The sequence below is a fragment of the Arthrobacter sp. AIWTK1 genome, from assembly GCF_056680535.1.
Genome location: NZ_CM155287.1, coordinates 3812244 through 3828391, shown reverse-complemented (window position 1 = coordinate 3828391; position 16148 = coordinate 3812244). Strand labels below are relative to the sequence as shown.

The following is a 16148-nucleotide window of genomic DNA, read 5'->3' as shown; positions in this document are numbered from 1 at the left end:
ACCGAAAACGGAAGACACCACCATGCGCATACTTGTCGCCAACGTGAACACCACGCAGTCCATGACGGACTCCATCGCCGCCCAGGCACGGTCCATTGCGGCGCCGGGCACCGAGATCGTCGGGATCACGCCGCGGTTCGGCGCGGATTCCTGCGAGGGGAACTTCGAAAGCTACCTCGCCGCGATTGCCGTCATGGACGCCGTGGTCAATTATCCGGAGCCGTTCGACGCCGTCATCCAGGCCGGGTACGGAGAGCACGGGCGGGAGGGGCTGCAGGAGCTCCTGGACGTCCCCGTCGTCGACATCACCGAGGCGGCGGCCTCGACGGCGATGTTCCTTGGCCACAAGTACTCGGTGGTCACCACCCTTGACCGGGCGGTTCCGCTCATCGAGGACCGGCTGAAGCTGGCCGGCCTCGATGTGCGGTGCGCGTCGGTACGGGCCAGCGGCATGGCGGTCCTGGAGCTGGAAGAGGAACCGGAGCGGGCCGTAGAGGCCATCATCGAACAGTCGCTGATCGCCGTCCGTGACGACAAAGCCGAAGTCATTGTCCTGGGCTGTGGCGGGATGGCAGGCTTGGACGAGGAGATCCGCCGGCGTGCGGGTGTCCCGGTGGTGGACGGAGTGGCGGCGGCTGTGACCATCGCTGAATCCCTGGTGCGGCTGGGGCTGTCCACATCCAAAGTCCGGACCTACGCCAGCCCGCGGCCCAAGTCCGTCATAGGCTGGCCCATATCCGCAGCGGATGTGCCCGCTGCGCCGTAGCCGCGGCCCTGACGGGCAGGCCATTAACGCAAGGAGCGACGAATGACTGCAACCCACCGGCCAGTACCACCTCACCGGCCGGGGCCGGTCGCCGTCGTGACCGGCGCGGGTTCCGGGATCGGCCGGGCAGTGGCGCGGCTCATGCTGGCCGAAGGCTACCGCGTGGTGCTTGCCGGCCGCCGTGAGGAGCCGCTGCTGGAGTCCGCGGCGGGGCACCGCCAGGCCCTGGCGGTGCTTTGCGACGTCACGGTGCCCGACGACGTCGAACGCCTTTTCGCTGCGGCCCGCCAAAAGTGGGGGAGGGTGGATGTCCTGTTCAACAACGCGGGTGTGTTCGGCCCGGCCGCGTCGGTGGACGAAATCAGCGTGGCCGACTGGGATGCGGTGGTGGCGGTGAACCTCACCGGTTCCATGCTGTGCGCTGCAGCTGCGGTGCGGGCCATGAAGACCCAGGAGCCGCAGGGCGGCCGGATCATCAACAACGGTTCCATTTCAGCTCATTCCCCCCGGCCCCGGACGGTGGCGTATACGGTGACCAAGCACGCCATGACAGGCCTGACCAAGAGCATCGAACTGGACGGCCGGGAATTCGGCATCACGTGCGGCCAGATCGACATCGGCAACACCGCCACGGACATCATGGGCACCATCGGCGTGGACTCCGGCGCCCTGCAGGCTGACGGCAGCCGCCGGGTGGAGCCCACGTTCCCGGTGCAGGACGCCGCCCGCGCGGTGCTCCTGATGGCAGGCATGCCGCCCACTGCCAGCGTCGGCTCGGTGGTCATCACGGCTGCAGGAATGCCGTTCATCGGCCGCGGCTGACCAACTTCTTTGAGTTTTTGTCCACATATCGCGACTTGGGAGGCCTCTAAGTCCCCCGATGTGGACAAAAACTCGCCGGCCGGGATGTTGGCCTGTGGATAACCTCTGCGAGCACGCGGAGGGGTGCCTCAATGGACCATGAGCAGATTGTCTCCCCTTCCAGAAGAAGTCGGCCGGCGCCCCTTTGCTGTTGCGGAGGCCACCGCTGCCGGCGTCGGAACCAGCAGGCTGTTGGGCGCCGACCTGCACCGGCCAAGCCGCGGAATCCGTGTCCCCAAGGCCGGCCGGACTGACCTCGCGGCGCTCGTCCGATCCCACACCCGGTTGGACGCGGTTACCTTCTGCAGCCTTGTCAGCGCTGCCGAGATCCACGGCGTTCCGCTGCCGCCGTGGGCGGAATTCCGGCCCGACGGCGGCGGCCCGGTGACCGCCGTCGTCGAACCTGTTCCCTGGGGTAAGAAAACCGGCCCGCACTTCCGCGAGCCCGGGCGCTTCCTGCACCTTTCCCGCGGGGGCGGCGGAACGCTGCCCCGACGCAAGGGAGTGGCGGGACACCGGCTCAGGATCCGCGATGGCGACGTCGTCGAAATCGATGGGTTGAGACTGACGTCTGTTGCCCGGACCTGGGTGGATCTTGGCTCAGTGCTGCCCTTGGATGACCTGGTGGTGGCGGGCGACGCCATCGTCAGCGAACACGCCAGGTTGTTCGGTCCGCCAAAAGTTGCCATGGTGCCGCTGGCTGAACTCCGGAAGTTCGTGGACAACGCCAACGGCATCCACGGTGTCCGTAAGGCCCGGCTTGCCCTGGACCTGCTGCGCGTCGGCGTCGATTCGCCGCCCGAAAGCAGACTTCGCCTGATGCTCCACGGCGCGGGCCTTCCGGAGTTCACCCCGAACTGCCGCGTGGACGATGCCCTGGGCAAGCCGGTCTGGACGGACCTAGGCAACGCGCGGTACCGGACCTGCATCGAATACGAGGGCCTGCATCATCTGGATCCGGAGCAGCAGGCCATGGACGCATACCGGGATCAGCGGGTTGCGGACGCGGGCTGGCGGCAGGTCAGGATCAACAGGATCGACATGGAGCGGGGTCCCGAGTGGGTGGCGTCAAGGGTGACGCATACACTCCGGAAGCAGGGCTGGCGGGGCTAGGGGCTTTTGTCCAGATGGAGTGACTTCGGACCCTTTCAAGTCCCTCGATGTGGACAAAAACTCGAAGACGGGGACGCAGCTAGGCTTTCGCGACCCGTTGATAGTTTCCACACTATGGAAACTGAATTTCCTCTTGCGGAATAATGTGAGCGGGGTTACTTTGGAAACAGACCCCGATCTCCGGGGCTGTTCCCGATTGATAGGTACAGATCAATGAAGATCCCAGACTCTGCGGCGCTGAAGGCGAGTTCGGCGCCGTCGAAGAAGAAGCCCCTGTATAGGTCGCTCTTTTTCCAAATTCTGATCGCCGTCGTGGCAGGTGTTCTCATCGGACATTTCTGGCCGGACCTCGGCTCGCAGCTGAGGCCTCTCGGTGATGGATTCATTCAGCTCATCAAGATGATCATCGCGCCGCTGATTTTCCTGGTGATTGTCACCGGCATCTCGGCCGTAGGCGACGTCAAGGCGGTCGGAAGGGTAGGAGTCAAAGCCCTTCTCTACTTCACTGCGGCCACGCTGTTCGCGCTGGTCTTCGGCCTGATCGTAGGCAACATCGTTCAGCCCGGTGCCGGGCTGAACATCGATCCCAGCACTCTCTCCCAGGAAGCGCTGAACGCGAAAACCGGCACCACGCCGCCGAAAGACGCGGCCCACTTCATCCTGGACATCATTCCCACCAGCGTCATCGGCGCCTTCGCGAGCAACAGCCTCCTGCAGGTCCTGTTCTTCTCGGTCTTCTTCGGTGCGGCCATCGTAGTCATCGGACGCGAGCGCTGCATGCCGGTCATCAGCCTCATGGAAACCGTCCTGGAGCTCATCTTCAAGATCATGTCCTGGATCATGAAGGTGGCGCCGATCGGTGCCTTCGGTGCGATGGCATTCATCATCGGCCAGTACGGCCTCGGTACCCTCGGCACCTACGCCAAGTTGATCGCCGCCTGCTACGGCGCAGCCATCGTCTTCATCGCGCTGCTGTTCCTCGTGGCCTGGGGGTTTGCCCGGGTTCCCCTCTGGCACTTCCTGAAGTACACCCGTGAAGAGTTCCTGCTGGCACTCGGCACTGCCTCCACCGAGGCTGTCATGCCGCGCATCATGACCAAGCTGACCAACGCCGGCTGCTCACGGGCCACCACCGGCCTGGTGGTTCCCACCGGCTATTCGTTCAACCTCGACGGCGCCGCGATCTACCTTTCGATCTCCCTGCTCTTCCTGGCGCAGGCATTCGGCCACAACCTGGACCTTGGCCAGCAGCTGGCCGCCCTCGGTGTTCTGCTCCTGACCTCCAAGGGCATGGCCGGAGTCCCCGGTTCCTCGTTCCTTGCGCTGTCCGCCACCGCGGCCGCCTTGGGAATCTTCCCGGTTGCCGGCGTGGCCCTGCTCCTGGGCGCAGACCGCCTGATGGATTCCATGCGGGTTGTGGTCAACCTGCTGGGGAACTGCGTAGCCACCTTCGTTGTCTCCAAGTGGGAGGGGCAGTTCGACCGCGGCGTCATGGTCCGAGCATTCCGCGGCGAAATCACCAACCACGACTCGGCCATCATGCTTGGCGTCGAGGATGACTTCGAGGACCAGGAGCTTGAACGGATCAGCGGCGGAGAGGCGCCGTCGCCCAAGTTCCGCGGCGGTCCCAACCCCGAAGACATCCCCGGATTCCAGATGAGCAGGCCCGGAGGCCACGCAGGTCCGTCGGAGCGCAGCTCGGCCGCCATCAACCACGAATAGGCGCCGGCCGTACAACCGGATAACCGGCAGAACCGCAACAATGCAGCCCCGTCCCGGAAAACACCGGGGCGGGGCTGCGCGTTGCCGCCGCGGAGCGTCAGGCCAACCCCTGCTGAAGCACCCCGCCCGCCGGCCGGGTTTTTGTCCAGATAATGGGTCCAAAACGGCCTCGAAGTCCCTCGATGTGGACAAAAACTCCAATAGGAAGTGGGCTACAGCGGCAGCAGTTCCGACAGGTCCGCCCGGAGCCCCGATGCGGCTACCTTCCCGGACGCCACGGCATCGGCCCAGGCCACCTGCCCCGTCACCATTGCCAGCCACGTGGCGGCGTCGCACTCAATGACGTTCGGGGGAGTGCCGCGCGTGTGCCGCGGGCCCTCCACGCACTGCGTTACGCCGAACGGCGGAACGCGCACCTCCACCGAGTTGCCCGGCGCCCGTGCCGTGACCTCCTCCAGTGAGTAGCGCACCGCCGTCGCGGTCACCGCCCGCGGAACACCAGGCGCCGTAACGCCCGACGCCGGAACACCAGGCGCCGGAACACCAGGCGCCGGAGCGCCTGACGCCGTGCCGGCGGCTTCCAGCCACGCGGCCAGGGCGGCGCGGCCTTCATCTATATCAATGCGTCGACGTGAAACAGCCATGTCAGTCCAGCAGTGCCGAGACAGCGTGGCCCAGCCGGATCTTGCCCACGGGCCGTCCGCCGCCGAGCACGGGTTCCACCACTTTTTCCAGCACGCTGGAGACGCCCGGGATGTCCACCGCGCCGGAGGCCGCCAGCAGGGTCAGGCCCACCAGCGTGGTGGCGCGCAGGTTTCCGTCCAGCACCTTGATGGCCACGGAAACACCCGTGGTGGTGGCCATGGCCAGGACGCCTTCGGCACCGATCTTGGCGATGATCTCCAGTTCGTCCATCACGATCGTGTTGGGCTCGCCCTTGCCCTGGACGGCCCACGGGTAGTCCAGCATGGACGTGGCGATGGTGGCGGCGCGGGCGTTGGAGTTCTTGTCCCCGGGGGCCTTGGCCAGCCGCGAGTAGGCCCGTGCCAGTCCGGTCAGGGAGATGGCCGCCACCGGAGCGCCGCAGCCGTCGATGCCCAGGTGCGCGATCCGCTCGCCGGAATACTCCTCGATCACGGAGCGGACCCGCTGCTGCAGCGGATGGTTGGGTTCAAGGTAGCTGTGGGTGTCCCAGCCGTTTTCCGTGCAGGCCCAGAGGAACGCGGCGTGTTTTCCCGAGCAGTTGAATGCGAGCTTGGACCTGCCCTGTTCGGACCGGATCAGCCAGTGGCGGGCGTTCTCGTCCTGCGGCCACGCAGCGGGGCACTGCAGCTGCTCTTCCTCGACTCCCGCGGCCTTCAGCATCCCCTCCACCACGTCCATATGGTCCAGGGATCCCGTGTGGCTGGCGCAGGCCAGGGCAACCTGTGCGCCGCGCAGGGGAACCCCGGACTGCATTGCCGCCAGGGCCTGCAGCGGCTTCAGCGCCGAGCGGGCGTAGATGGGGGTGGTGATGTCGCCGAGCTGTGTGACCACCGTTCCGTCAGCGGCAAGGACCACGGCGGAGCCGATGTGCCGGGACTCAACGAAACCGCTTCGTTCCACGACTGCCAGTTCGACGGCGGACTCCACGGTGAATGTGGCATGCGGATTTTCTGGCATGGCTAAAGTCTATGGTGCCGTTACCGGAAAACCGGGCTATTGCACGGTCACCATCACCGACTGCCAGCCGGAGGCGCCGTCGGGCACGGGATCGGCGCGTTTGTCTGTCTGGACCTCGCCGGTGCCGTCCGTGGCACGGGCTTTGATGTAGTGCGGCCCCGGGGTGGCGTCCCATTCGAACGACCACTGCCGCCACGTCACCACCGATGCTTCGGCGGACAGCACGGCCTCGGTCCAGGGCCCGTCGTCGATCTGCACTTCCACCTTGGTGATGCCGCGGGTCTGCGCCCAGGCGGTGCCGCCGATGGCCACCTTGCCGGCCGGGACCTGAGCGAAGGACTTGGGCACTTCCACCCGGGCCATGGTCTTGATGGGGCCGCGCTCGGACCAGCCGCGGTCGGTCCAGTACGCCTTGCTGTCCGCGAAGCGGGTCACCTCCAGGTCAACAACCCACTTGGTGGCCGAGACAAATCCGTACAGGCCGGGAACGACCATGCGCACGGGGTACCCGTGCTCCAGCGGAAGGGGCTCGCCGTTCATGCCGATCGCCAGCATCGCGTCCCGGTCATCCTGGAGCACTTCAAGCGGAGTCGAGGCGCTGAAGCCGTCCTCGGAGGTGGAAAGCACCATGTCGGCGCCCTCAGTGGGGCGCGCCATCCTGAGGACCTCCCGGATGGGCAGGCCCAACCACCTGGCGTTGCCCGCCAGGTTGCCGCCCACAGGATTCGACACGCAGGTGAGGGTCACGTGGGATTCGATCAGCTCGGCGTCGAGCAGGTCCTGGAACGTCAGGGTGACTTCCTGTTCCACGAGGCCGTGGACGCGAAGCTCCCATTCCTCGGCGTTGATTTCCGGCACGCTCAGGGCAGTGTCGATCCGGTAGAACTCGTTGTTGGGGGTAATCCACGGCGTAACCCCCGGGGTGGCGGACTGCACGCCCGCCGGGACAGCGGGGGCTGCCTTGGCCGGCGACGGCAGCTGGAGTGATTCGCGGGCCTGGGCAATGTTGCTCCGTGCCGCGCTGATCAGCCGGCCGCCGGTGGCCGCGATGGCAGCAGACACTGCGGTGATCCCGCTGGCGGCGAAGAAGGCGCGGCGGGTGGTGGCCGGGCGTTCGGTGTCCTTGGCGGCAAGATCCGCGGCGACGCCGGGCCATGAACGCATCCGCCACAGCCGCGTGACCAGCAGGCGCAGCACAGCCAGTCCGGCCGCAGTGCCGATCAGCGACGGGATGGCGTCCACCGGGTCAACACCGGCCCGGGTAACGACGCTGGCAACGATCACACCGCCCATCAGGAGGACGCCGGCTACGCCCAGCGCCCACTTCCGGTAGGCCGCGACGCCCAGCACGCAGGCGAGCAGGAAGATGGTCAGTCCCATCCCCGCGAACAGTGCCGCCTTGTCATTCGTGCCGAAGGTGGCGATGGCAAAATCCTTCAGCCACGGCGGCGTGAAGTCGATAAACGTTGAGCCGAGGGCAATGAGCGGCGTTGCCCGCGCCGTGAAGAAGGCGCCGATCAGTTCCGCAACGGAAAGTACGACGGCGGCCGCGGCCACGCCTGCCAGCGCTGCCAGCGCGGTGGGACCCTTGAGCCAGTTCGTGAGCTTCTTCATGCCGGGGGTTCGTAGCTGCCGGCGTTAAGGATTGACGGGGCAGGTCACGGCTTAGGACCGGACCGGGTGCACAAAGTACCCTTGGAGACTGTGAAGGTACTCGTCATTGGCCCTGGTGGCCGCGAACACGCCATTGTCCGCTCCCTGCTTGCAGACCCCAACGTTTCCGAAGTCCACGCGGCGCCGGGCAACGCGGGCATCGGCAAGCTGGTCCCCACCTACGCCATTGACGGCAACGATCCGGACGCCGTGGCTGCCCTGGCCACCAAGCTGGGCGTGGACCTCGTGGTGGTTGGTCCCGAGGCGCCCTTGGCCGCAGGGGTTTCCGATGCCGTCCGCGCAGCCGGCATCCCGGTCTTCGGACCCAGCAAGGCGGCCGCCCAACTGGAGGCATCCAAGGCGTTCGCCAAGCAGGTCATGGCCGAGGCCGGCGTCCCCACCGCCATGGCGCGCGTTGCGAGCACCGCCGAGGAAGCCGCCGACGCGCTGGACACCTTTGGCGCCCCCTACGTGGTCAAGGACGACGGGCTGGCCGCCGGCAAGGGCGTCGTTGTCACCAAAAACCGCGACGAAGCCCTGGCCCACGCCCAGAGCTGCTTCGATGCGGGCGGCTCCGTGGTGATCGAGGAGTTCCTGGACGGTCCCGAGGTTTCCGTGTTCGTCCTCTGCGACGGACGGAACACGGTGGCGCTCTCCCCGGCGCAGGACTTCAAGCGCATCTTCGACAACGACGAAGGCCCCAACACCGGCGGCATGGGTGCCTACACCCCGCTGGAGTGGGCTCCGGAAGGCCTGGTCCAGGAAGTCATCGACCGCGTGGCACAGCCCACGGTCAACGAGATGGCGCACCGCGGCACCCCGTTCGTCGGCGTGCTGTTCGTGGGCCTGGCCCTGACGTCGCGCGGCACCCGGGTCATCGAATTCAACGTCCGCTTCGGCGATCCCGAAACCCAGGCCGTCCTGGCCCGGCTCAGGACGCCGCTTGGTGCGCTGCTGCTGGCAGCAGCCAAGGGCGAACTGGACAAGGCGGAAGAGCTGCGCTGGTCCAAGGACACCGCAGTCGCCGTCGTCGTCGCGTCCGAAAACTACCCGGACACCCCGCGGACCGGTGACCGCATCCGCGGGCTCAAGAAGGTTGACGAGCTGGAAGGCGTCCATGTCATCCACGCCGGCACCAAGCTGGACGAGGAAGGCAAAGTGGTCTCCGCCGGGGGCCGCGTGCTCGCCGTGGTTGCGCTGGGAACCGACCTCGTGGAGGCCCGCGAACGGGCGTACGACGGCGTGGAACTGGTTCAGCTTGAAGGCGGACAGTTCCGCACGGACATCGGGCGCAAGGCGGCCCGCGGTGAAATCAAGGTCACGGCCCCGTCCACCGGGACGCTGCCCGTGACGAAGACGAAGGCATAGCATGACTGGAAATTCCCCCCTTGAGTCGGCTCCCAAGGCCGGTCTGGACACCGCAACGCTGGACCTCCCGGGCTGGCGCCACGTCTACTCCGGGAAGGTGCGGGACCTCTACGTCCCCGCGGATGACTCCCTCGCGCAGCAGTTCGGCCAGGACTGCGTGCTGGTGGTGGCCAGCGACCGCATCAGCGCCTACGACCACGTGCTTTCCAGCGAGATCCCGGACAAGGGCCGCATCCTCACCCAGCTGAGCCTGTGGTGGTTCGACCAGCTTGACGTCGCGCACCACGTGCTGGCATCCACCGTGGCGGACGGCGTCCCGGCAGCGGTCGAGGGCCGCGCCATGATCTGCAAGAAGCTGGACATGTTCCCGGTGGAATGCATCGCCCGCGGGTACCTCACCGGCTCCGGACTCCTGGAGTACCAGAAGTCCCGCACGGTGTGCAGCATCCCGTTGCCGGAAGGCCTGGTGGACGGTTCCCGCCTCGACGAGGCCATCTTCACGCCGTCCGCCAAGGCAGAGGTGGGGGAGCACGACGAAAACATCACCTACGACGCCGTGGTGGGCCTGGTGGGCGAGGATGTTGCCGGCCGCCTGCGTGAGCTGACGCTGGAGATCTACACCAGGGCCGAGGAAATCGCCCGCGGCCGCGGCATCATCCTGGCCGACACCAAGGTGGAGTTCGGCTTCGACGTGTCTACCGGCGCCATCGTCCTGGGCGACGAGGTACTCACCCCGGACTCCTCACGCTTCTGGGACGCGTCCACCTATGAGCCGGGCAAGTCCCAGCCGTCCTATGACAAGCAGTACGTCCGCGACTGGCTGACGTCCGCCGAGTCCGGCTGGGACCGGGCCTCGGACGTGCCGCCGCCGGCGCTGCCGGAGGACGTGGTGAGCCGCACGCGCGGCCGCTACGTTGAAGCGTACGAAAAGCTCACCGGGCGGACATTCGCCTGACTGAAGGTTGTTGAGACCGGGTTCGCCTAGCTGGCCTCGGCGGCGGCCTGGGCCGCGGCCGCGCGCCGCTGGGCGAGCTTGATCTCCAGCACGGCATCCATGGCCTGCTGGACACGGTCGGAGGCGCCGGCGGCGCTGAATTCCTGCTGCGCCTCCTCGAGGAGCACCAGGGCTTCGTCGGATTCCCCGGCAGCCTTGAGCGACTTCCCCAGCAGGAGCGAGACTTCGCCCGCCGTGTGACGGGCCAGGGCTTTCCGCTCGGCGTGGATCTCGCGCAGCTTCGCCACCGCTGCCGGGATGTCCCCCGTGAGGTACAGCCAGCGCGCACGGATGAAGGCCACTTCCAGCTGGTCCGTCTTGTTTCCGCCCACGATGGACAGGGCCAGTTCGGCGCGCTCGATGGCGGAGAGGGTCTCCGGTTCCACGATGCCCGAGGAAAGCCGCACTGCTGCGGAGGCCTTGTTGAAGCGTGCCCACAGCTCGATGTCATTGGCGGGCGAGAGCAGCTTGGCGGCGCGTTCGTGGTACTTGATGCCCTCGGGATAGTCATGCCGCATGAAGGCCACGTTGCCAATCACCCAGGCAACCTCGCCGGCGAGCTGCGAGATGGATTGGTCGTCCATTTGGTCGTTCATGGCCTGGCAGTAGGTCCAGGCTTCGTCCAGCCGGCCGCTTTCGGCCAGCGCGCCGATCAGTGCGCGCAGGGCGCCGATGATCAGCGTTGACCCTTTCGGCAGCTGGGCGCACAGTTCCACGGCCTTCTGGGCATGTTCGACGGCGGTGGCCAGCTGGCCCTGTCCGTGGCACACCGCGGCGAGCATCTGGCGGGCGCGCACGCCCAGGCCGGCTGACTCCGTGGCCATGGGGTGCTCCAGTAGGTGCTGCATGATGTTCTGGCATTCCTGCAGCTGGCCCTGCTTCATGAGGCACTCGGCCTGCATGTAGGTCATGTTCCACCAGGCGCTGGTGTTCTTGCCCTCGAGGGCTATCTGGGCGGCGGTGGCGGCGTGGGCGGCCGCAAGCGGGTAATCCCGGAGGTCCCAGGCCTGCCGGGCGTAGAGCCCGGCCAGGACGTACTCGGCGTCGCTGACGGAGATGGGCTGGCTCCAGGCTTCCAATGCTTTGGGGGCCAGCTCGAGCCGGCGGGCTAACTCTTCGATAACATCGGCGGTGGGTTCACGCCGACCTGTTTCCAAGAGGGAGATGTAGCTGGGAGAATAAAGGTCCTTTCCCAGTTCTGCTTGCGTCAACCCACGTTCGAGTCGTTCGGCGCGGAGCTTCTCCCCGAATCCGTTCCCCACGGGTTTCCTCCTTATTCCGGACAGTCTTTATACCAAATGCTTGACAGTCTCTGTGGAAAACATTTTACAATGTATGTCAACAAGGGCAGTGCTGACTTTGTAACGAATCCGACTCGTATTGAGGAAACCTAATGTTGAAGAAGATCGCAGCCGCCGCCGCCTTGGCTGGCGCACTGGCATTTTCAGCCGCAGCCCCCGCAGTGATGTCTGCAGGTCCGATCGGCAACTGGGCGGATCAGTTGGGAAGCACCATCGCTATCGGTAACTGGCCGGACCCCATGCAGTTTGCCCAGGCCATCGGCAACTGGCCGGACCCCATGTCTTTCCCGGCCTACATCGGCAACTGGCCGGACCCCATGTAGGCCGCAAGTACAACCTCCCGCAAGGGATCACAGGCTCCGGGGCATGCGCGAACCATGTCCCGGGGCATTTTTTTGCTCCAACGACGCAAGGGGAGTGTCATGAAGCGCAGGGAATCGAATGACTTGAAGCGTGCCTATGCGGTCTGGACCGTCGCGGGCACGTCGCTGATCGTGGCCGCCGTGGCGGGGTCGGGGATTGCCGCGGTGTTCGGCGGGACGGCCGACGCCGGAACCCTGGTGTGGGGGATGGTCGGCATCGCGTCACTGCTGGAGGCACTGGTGCTCTTTGGCTACGGACTGTGGCTCCGGCACCGGTATGTGAACCAGGTCCGGACGTACGAAACGCGCGGGGACTACCGCGAGGATGACGGCACCAACCGTCCCGGGATTCCCCTGCTGGGCGATGGACAGGCCGGCCAGAGAACCACCTTCGACAGCCTCTGAAACCGGGCCCGCAGGCGGGAGGTGGCAAAGCAAAGAGGGCCTTCCGAATGGAAGACCCTCTTTGCTTTTGGTCGGGATGACAGGATTTGAACCTGCGACCTCGTCGTCCCGAACGACGCGCGCTACCAAGCTGCGCCACATCCCGATCCGTTGCTTCAAAAGCAACTTCACAAGAGTATCCGATTCCTGCCCCGGATGTGAAATCGGCGCCCCTTTGGCTGTCCGAACGGCGCCCTGAAGCAACGCGAAAGCTAGACGAGTGAGTCCTTCCATGCGCCGTGCAGCTCGGCAAACCTTCCGCCGCCGCCGATCAGTTCCTCCGGGGTGCCGTCCTCCACCACGCGTCCGTCGTGGACCACCAGGACGCGGTCGGCCGTCTCAACGGTGGACAGCCGGTGGGCGATGATCAGGGCCGTACGCCCGGCGTCGTGCCCTGCCACGCCCTCCAGCAGGCTGGCGAGCCCGCTCTGGACCAGGCGCTCCGAGGGGATGTCCAACGAGGAGGTGGCCTCGTCCAGGATGAGCACTGCCGGGCGGGCCAGGAATGCCCGGGCAAAGCTGATGAGCTGGCGCTGGCCGGCCGAGACGCGGCCGCCGCGCTTGTTCACGTCAGTGTCGAAGCCTTCAGGAAGTTCCATGATGAAGTCGTAGGCGCCGACGGCGCGGGCGGCCTCCTCGATCTCCTCGCGGGAGGCTTCCGGACGGCCAAGGGCGATGTTGTCCGCCACGGACCCGCTGAACAGGAAGGCCTCCTGGGTGACCATCACTACGTTCCGGCGCAGGTCCGGGGTGGTGAGGCTCCTCAGGTCCACGCCGTCCAGCGTCACCGACCCCTCGGACACGTCATAGAAGCGGGCAATCAGTTTGGCCAGCGTGGACTTGCCGGCACCGGTCTGGCCCACCAGGGCCACGATCTGCCCGGCCGGTATGTGCAGGTCCAGCGTGGGGATGACGACCGGCCCGTCGCCGTACCGGAACTCCACCCCGTTGAAGTCGATGGTGCCGCGGGCGTCGCGGAGCGCTACGGGGTTCTTCGGAGGCCGCACGGTGGGAACCTCCTCCAGCAGGCCGGAGACCTTCTCGAGGGCTGCCTGGGCGCTCTGGAACGAGTTGTAGAACATGGCCATCTGGTCCACCGGCTGGAAGAAGCGCTTGGTGGACAGGATCAGGGCCAGCAGCACACCCACGGCGAGGTCACCGCCCAGCACGCGGAAACCGCCCAACAGCAGCACCACGGCTACGCAGACATTGCCGATCAGCACCAGTCCCGGCTGGAAGACGCCGTTGAGGTTGATCGACCGGACGGTCACCTTGCGGTAGTCCTCGGACAGTTCGCCGTAGCGCTCGGCGTTTTCGCGTTCCTTGCGGAAGGCCTTCACTGCCCGGATGCCAGTCATGGTCTCCACAAAGTGCACGATCAGGCGCGCGGACACCACCCGGGACTCGCGGAAGGCGATCTGGGAGTGCTTCTGGTACCAGCGTGCCAGGAAGTACATGGGCACGCCCGCGGCCAGCACAATGAGGCCGCTGCGCCAGTCCAGCGCAAAGACCGTGAGGGCGGTGAACACCATAAACAGCATCCCGGAGGCCAGCGAGCTGACGCCGGAGTCCAGGAGTTCACGCAGCGCCTCGAGGTCAGAGGTCTGCCGGGCGATGATCCGGCCGGACGTGTACTTCTCGTGGAACTCGAGGCTCAGCCGCTGTGTGTGCCGGAAGACGCGGACCCGCAGGTCCAACAGCATCGCCTGGCTTAGCTTGGCCGTTGAGGTCACGTACAGTGCGGTGAGGCTCGCAGTGGCGACCGCCGCGGCGAGGTACGCGGCGCCGGTGAGGACCAGCGGCATGTTGTCCCCGGCCCGGAGTGCCGGCAGGGCGTGGTCAATTCCGAAGGCGATGAGCGCCGGTCCGGCCACCCGGGCGGCCTGTGAGAGGACCACCATGGCGATGGTGAGCCAGAACCTCAGCCGGACGGGACGGATCAGGGACCCCAGCAAGGCGAGCGACCGCCGTCGTACTGTTTTGCTTTCGCTTTTGCTCAGGTGCGCGTTGTCCTCGTTGGCGGTGCCGAAGGTGGCGGTGGTCATCGGGAAATCTCCTCGGACTCGTCCTCTAGTTCTGAGAGGTCAGACAGTTCGGAATCCAGATCCCGGGGTTCCGTTTCCAGGCTGGCGATCACGTAGCGGTAGTGCTCGTTGTGGGCCAGCAGCTCGGCATGGGTGCCGACGGCGGCAATCCGGCCGTCTTCGAGCAGCGCCACCCGGTCCGCCAGGGCCACGGTGGACGGACGGTGGGCGACGATCAGCGTGGTGGTGTCGGCAAGCACCTCGCGCAGCCGGGCTTCGACGAGTTCTTCGGTGTTGACGTCCAGGGCGGACAGGGGATCGTCGAGCACCAGGACCTTGGGTTTCGCCGCGATGGCGCGGGCCAGGGCGATGCGCTGCCGCTGGCCGCCGGAAAGGCTGAGGCCCTCCTCGCCGATCAGCGTGTCCAGGCCGTCCGGAAGGGAGTAGGCGAAGTGTGCCTGGGCAACGTCCAGGGCTTCCTCCAGCGCCTCCTGGCTCTTCTCGCTTGCTCCGAGCAGTACATTGTCGCGGACGGAGTTGGAGAACAGCGTGGTGTCTTCGAAAGCCACCCCCACCACGGTGCGCAACTGCTCGACGGAGAACCCGCGCAGGTCCACCCCGTCGATGGTGATGGAGCCGGCGGTGACGTCGTAGAGCCGGGGGACCAGCTGCAGCAGCGCGCTCTTGCCGCTGCCGGTGATGCCCACGAGGGCCATGGTCTCGCCGGGGCGGATGTCCAGGCTGACGTCCTTGAGGATCGGCTTGTCCGGTGCGTCCTCGAAGGCGAACGTCGCCGCGTTGAAGCTGAGCGCGCCTTTGAGCTGAGCGGGCTGCCGGGGCTGCTCCGGGCTGGTGATGGTGTTGGGTGCGTCCATGACCTCGAAATGCCGGTCGATTGCCGTCTTGGCAGTCAGCGCCATGGCCAGCAGCATGCCGCTGAATTCCACCGGCGCCGCCACCACGGCTGCGGTGGCGAAGAACGCCACCAGCGAACCGATGCTGAGCTGGCCGTCCGCGGCCAGCATGATGCCCGCCACCAGCCCGGCGCCGAGGGCGAGCTCAGGGAGCAGGGTAACCACCATGCTGAAGGTGGCCTGGTGTTTGGCCTTGGCGATCTCGGTTTGGCGGAGTTCCTCGGCCTGTTCGTTGAAGTTCTCCAGGGCTTCGCGGCTGCGGCCGAACGCCTTGAGCACGCGGATGCCGTGCACCGACTCCTCGACGGTGGTGGCGAGATCGCCGGCCTGGTCCTGGCTCCGGCGGGCCACCTTGCTGAACCGCGTCCGGAACCGGAAACCATAGATCATGATGGGCACGGCCGCGGCCAGGAAGATCAGTGCCAGTTGCCAGCTCATGGCAAACATGACGACGACGCCGATCACCACCGTCAGGGTGGTCACCACCAGCATGATCGCACCGAACGCCATCCAGCGCCGCAGGAAGTTCAGGTCCGTCATGGCCCTGGAGAGCAACTGCCCGGATCCCCAGCGGTCGTGGAAGGAGACCGTCAGGTCCTGCAGATGCCCGTAGAGGGACACCCGCATCCGGGTTTCCACGGTGGTTGCCGGGTTGATGACGAACTGGCGGCGGAGGGCAACCAGCCCGGCTTCGGCGATGCCCAGGCCCAGGATGATCAGGGAAGCGACCCACACGGCGTCCGTGGCGCCGCCCGGCCGGAGCGAATCATTGATGAGCACCCGGAGTACCTGGGGGATGGCCAGGGCCACGATGCTGGCCAGGAGGGCGCACATTAACCCCATAAGAAGCCGGGGGATGATCGGCCTTACGTGGGGGTAGAGTCGGCTGATTGACGTGAAGAATGGAGTCTGCTTGGCCATGCCTGCTTCTTAAAGCTCAACTGCGAATGTAGTTTCCTTTAGC

General features: G+C 66.3%; 14 protein-coding genes and 1 tRNA gene. 8 read left to right on the top strand and 7 right to left on the bottom strand.

Going from position 1 to position 16148, the window contains the following annotated elements; genetic code table 11:
* The first annotated feature begins 22 nt into the window (after positions 1-22).
* From AC1MDG_RS17565 to AC1MDG_RS17550, 4 genes are all read left to right on the top strand, one after another.
* The gene (locus AC1MDG_RS17565; protein WP_479805566.1) at positions 23-766 is read left to right on the top strand and encodes an aspartate/glutamate racemase family protein; all 744 of its coding nucleotides are present in this window, start codon (positions 23-25) and stop codon (positions 764-766) included.
* A 42-nt stretch (positions 767-808) separates the two neighbouring features.
* A complete protein-coding gene (locus tag AC1MDG_RS17560; RefSeq protein WP_479805564.1) occupies positions 809-1588 on the top strand; it encodes an SDR family oxidoreductase in 780 nt (259 codons plus the stop codon).
* 138 nt (positions 1589-1726) lie between these two features.
* Complete coding sequence (locus AC1MDG_RS17555; protein ID WP_479805562.1) at positions 1727-2740, top strand: endonuclease domain-containing protein; 1014 nt, start codon at positions 1727-1729, stop codon at positions 2738-2740.
* 213 nt (positions 2741-2953) lie between these two features.
* Positions 2954-4462, top strand: coding sequence for a cation:dicarboxylate symporter family transporter (locus AC1MDG_RS17550; protein ID WP_479805560.1), 1509 nt, complete (start codon positions 2954-2956; stop codon positions 4460-4462).
* A 212-nt stretch (positions 4463-4674) separates the two neighbouring features.
* Here the strand turns inward: AC1MDG_RS17550 and AC1MDG_RS17545 are convergent, their stop codons facing one another.
* Genes AC1MDG_RS17545 through AC1MDG_RS17535 form a run of 3 tightly spaced genes read right to left on the bottom strand, consistent with a single transcriptional unit; the run spans position 4675 to position 7738 of the window.
* Positions 4675-5106 (bottom strand): sterol carrier family protein, encoded by a 432-nt coding sequence (locus AC1MDG_RS17545; protein ID WP_479805558.1) that lies wholly within the window; start codon positions 5104-5106, stop codon positions 4675-4677.
* Position 5107: 1 nt separating this feature from the next.
* A complete protein-coding gene (locus AC1MDG_RS17540) occupies positions 5108-6124 on the bottom strand; it encodes an asparaginase (RefSeq protein ID WP_479805556.1) in 1017 nt (338 codons plus the stop codon).
* A 36-nt stretch (positions 6125-6160) separates the two neighbouring features.
* Entirely contained in the window at positions 6161-7738 is a 1578-nt protein-coding gene (locus tag AC1MDG_RS17535; RefSeq protein ID WP_479805554.1) for a molybdopterin-dependent oxidoreductase, read from the bottom strand.
* Positions 7739-7828: 90 nt separating this feature from the next.
* Here AC1MDG_RS17535 and purD point away from each other — a divergent pair, with 90 nt between their 5' ends.
* Together purD and AC1MDG_RS17525 are read left to right on the top strand one after the other, a co-directional pair.
* Positions 7829-9145: a phosphoribosylamine--glycine ligase gene (gene purD / locus AC1MDG_RS17530; RefSeq protein ID WP_479809133.1), complete on the top strand. Its 1317-nt coding sequence runs from the start codon at positions 7829-7831 to the stop codon at positions 9143-9145.
* A gap of 1 nt (position 9146) precedes the next feature.
* Complete coding sequence (locus tag AC1MDG_RS17525; RefSeq protein ID WP_479805552.1) at positions 9147-10100, top strand: phosphoribosylaminoimidazolesuccinocarboxamide synthase; 954 nt, start codon at positions 9147-9149, stop codon at positions 10098-10100.
* Between the two features lie 26 nt (positions 10101-10126).
* On the opposite strand, the gene AC1MDG_RS17520 is transcribed toward AC1MDG_RS17525, so the two are convergent.
* Positions 10127-11401, bottom strand: a complete 1275-nt coding sequence (locus tag AC1MDG_RS17520; RefSeq protein ID WP_043483846.1) for a helix-turn-helix domain-containing protein — start codon at positions 11399-11401, stop codon at positions 10127-10129.
* Positions 11402-11532: 131 nt separating this feature from the next.
* On the opposite strand from AC1MDG_RS17520, the gene AC1MDG_RS17515 reads away from it, so the two are divergent.
* A complete protein-coding gene (locus AC1MDG_RS17515; protein ID WP_479805550.1) occupies positions 11533-11763 on the top strand; it encodes a hypothetical protein in 231 nt (76 codons plus the stop codon).
* Positions 11764-11862: 99 nt separating this feature from the next.
* Positions 11863-12207, top strand: a complete 345-nt coding sequence (locus tag AC1MDG_RS17510) for a hypothetical protein (protein WP_479805548.1) — start codon at positions 11863-11865, stop codon at positions 12205-12207.
* A gap of 68 nt (positions 12208-12275) precedes the next feature.
* Here AC1MDG_RS17510 and AC1MDG_RS17505 read toward each other — a convergent pair.
* The 3 genes from AC1MDG_RS17505 to AC1MDG_RS17495 form a co-directional block, all read right to left on the bottom strand.
* Positions 12276-12352: transfer RNA gene (locus AC1MDG_RS17505), tRNA-Pro, on the bottom strand.
* A gap of 106 nt (positions 12353-12458) precedes the next feature.
* Positions 12459-14291, bottom strand: a complete 1833-nt coding sequence (locus AC1MDG_RS17500; protein WP_479805546.1) for an ABC transporter ATP-binding protein — start codon at positions 14289-14291, stop codon at positions 12459-12461.
* Positions 14288-16105 carry an ABC transporter ATP-binding protein gene (locus AC1MDG_RS17495; RefSeq protein ID WP_479805545.1) on the bottom strand — a complete coding sequence of 606 codons (1818 nt, stop codon included), beginning with the start codon at positions 16103-16105 and terminating at the stop codon, positions 14288-14290. The genes AC1MDG_RS17500 and AC1MDG_RS17495 overlap by 4 nt, the downstream gene beginning before the upstream one ends.
* Between the last annotated feature and the right edge of the window lie 43 nt (positions 16106-16148).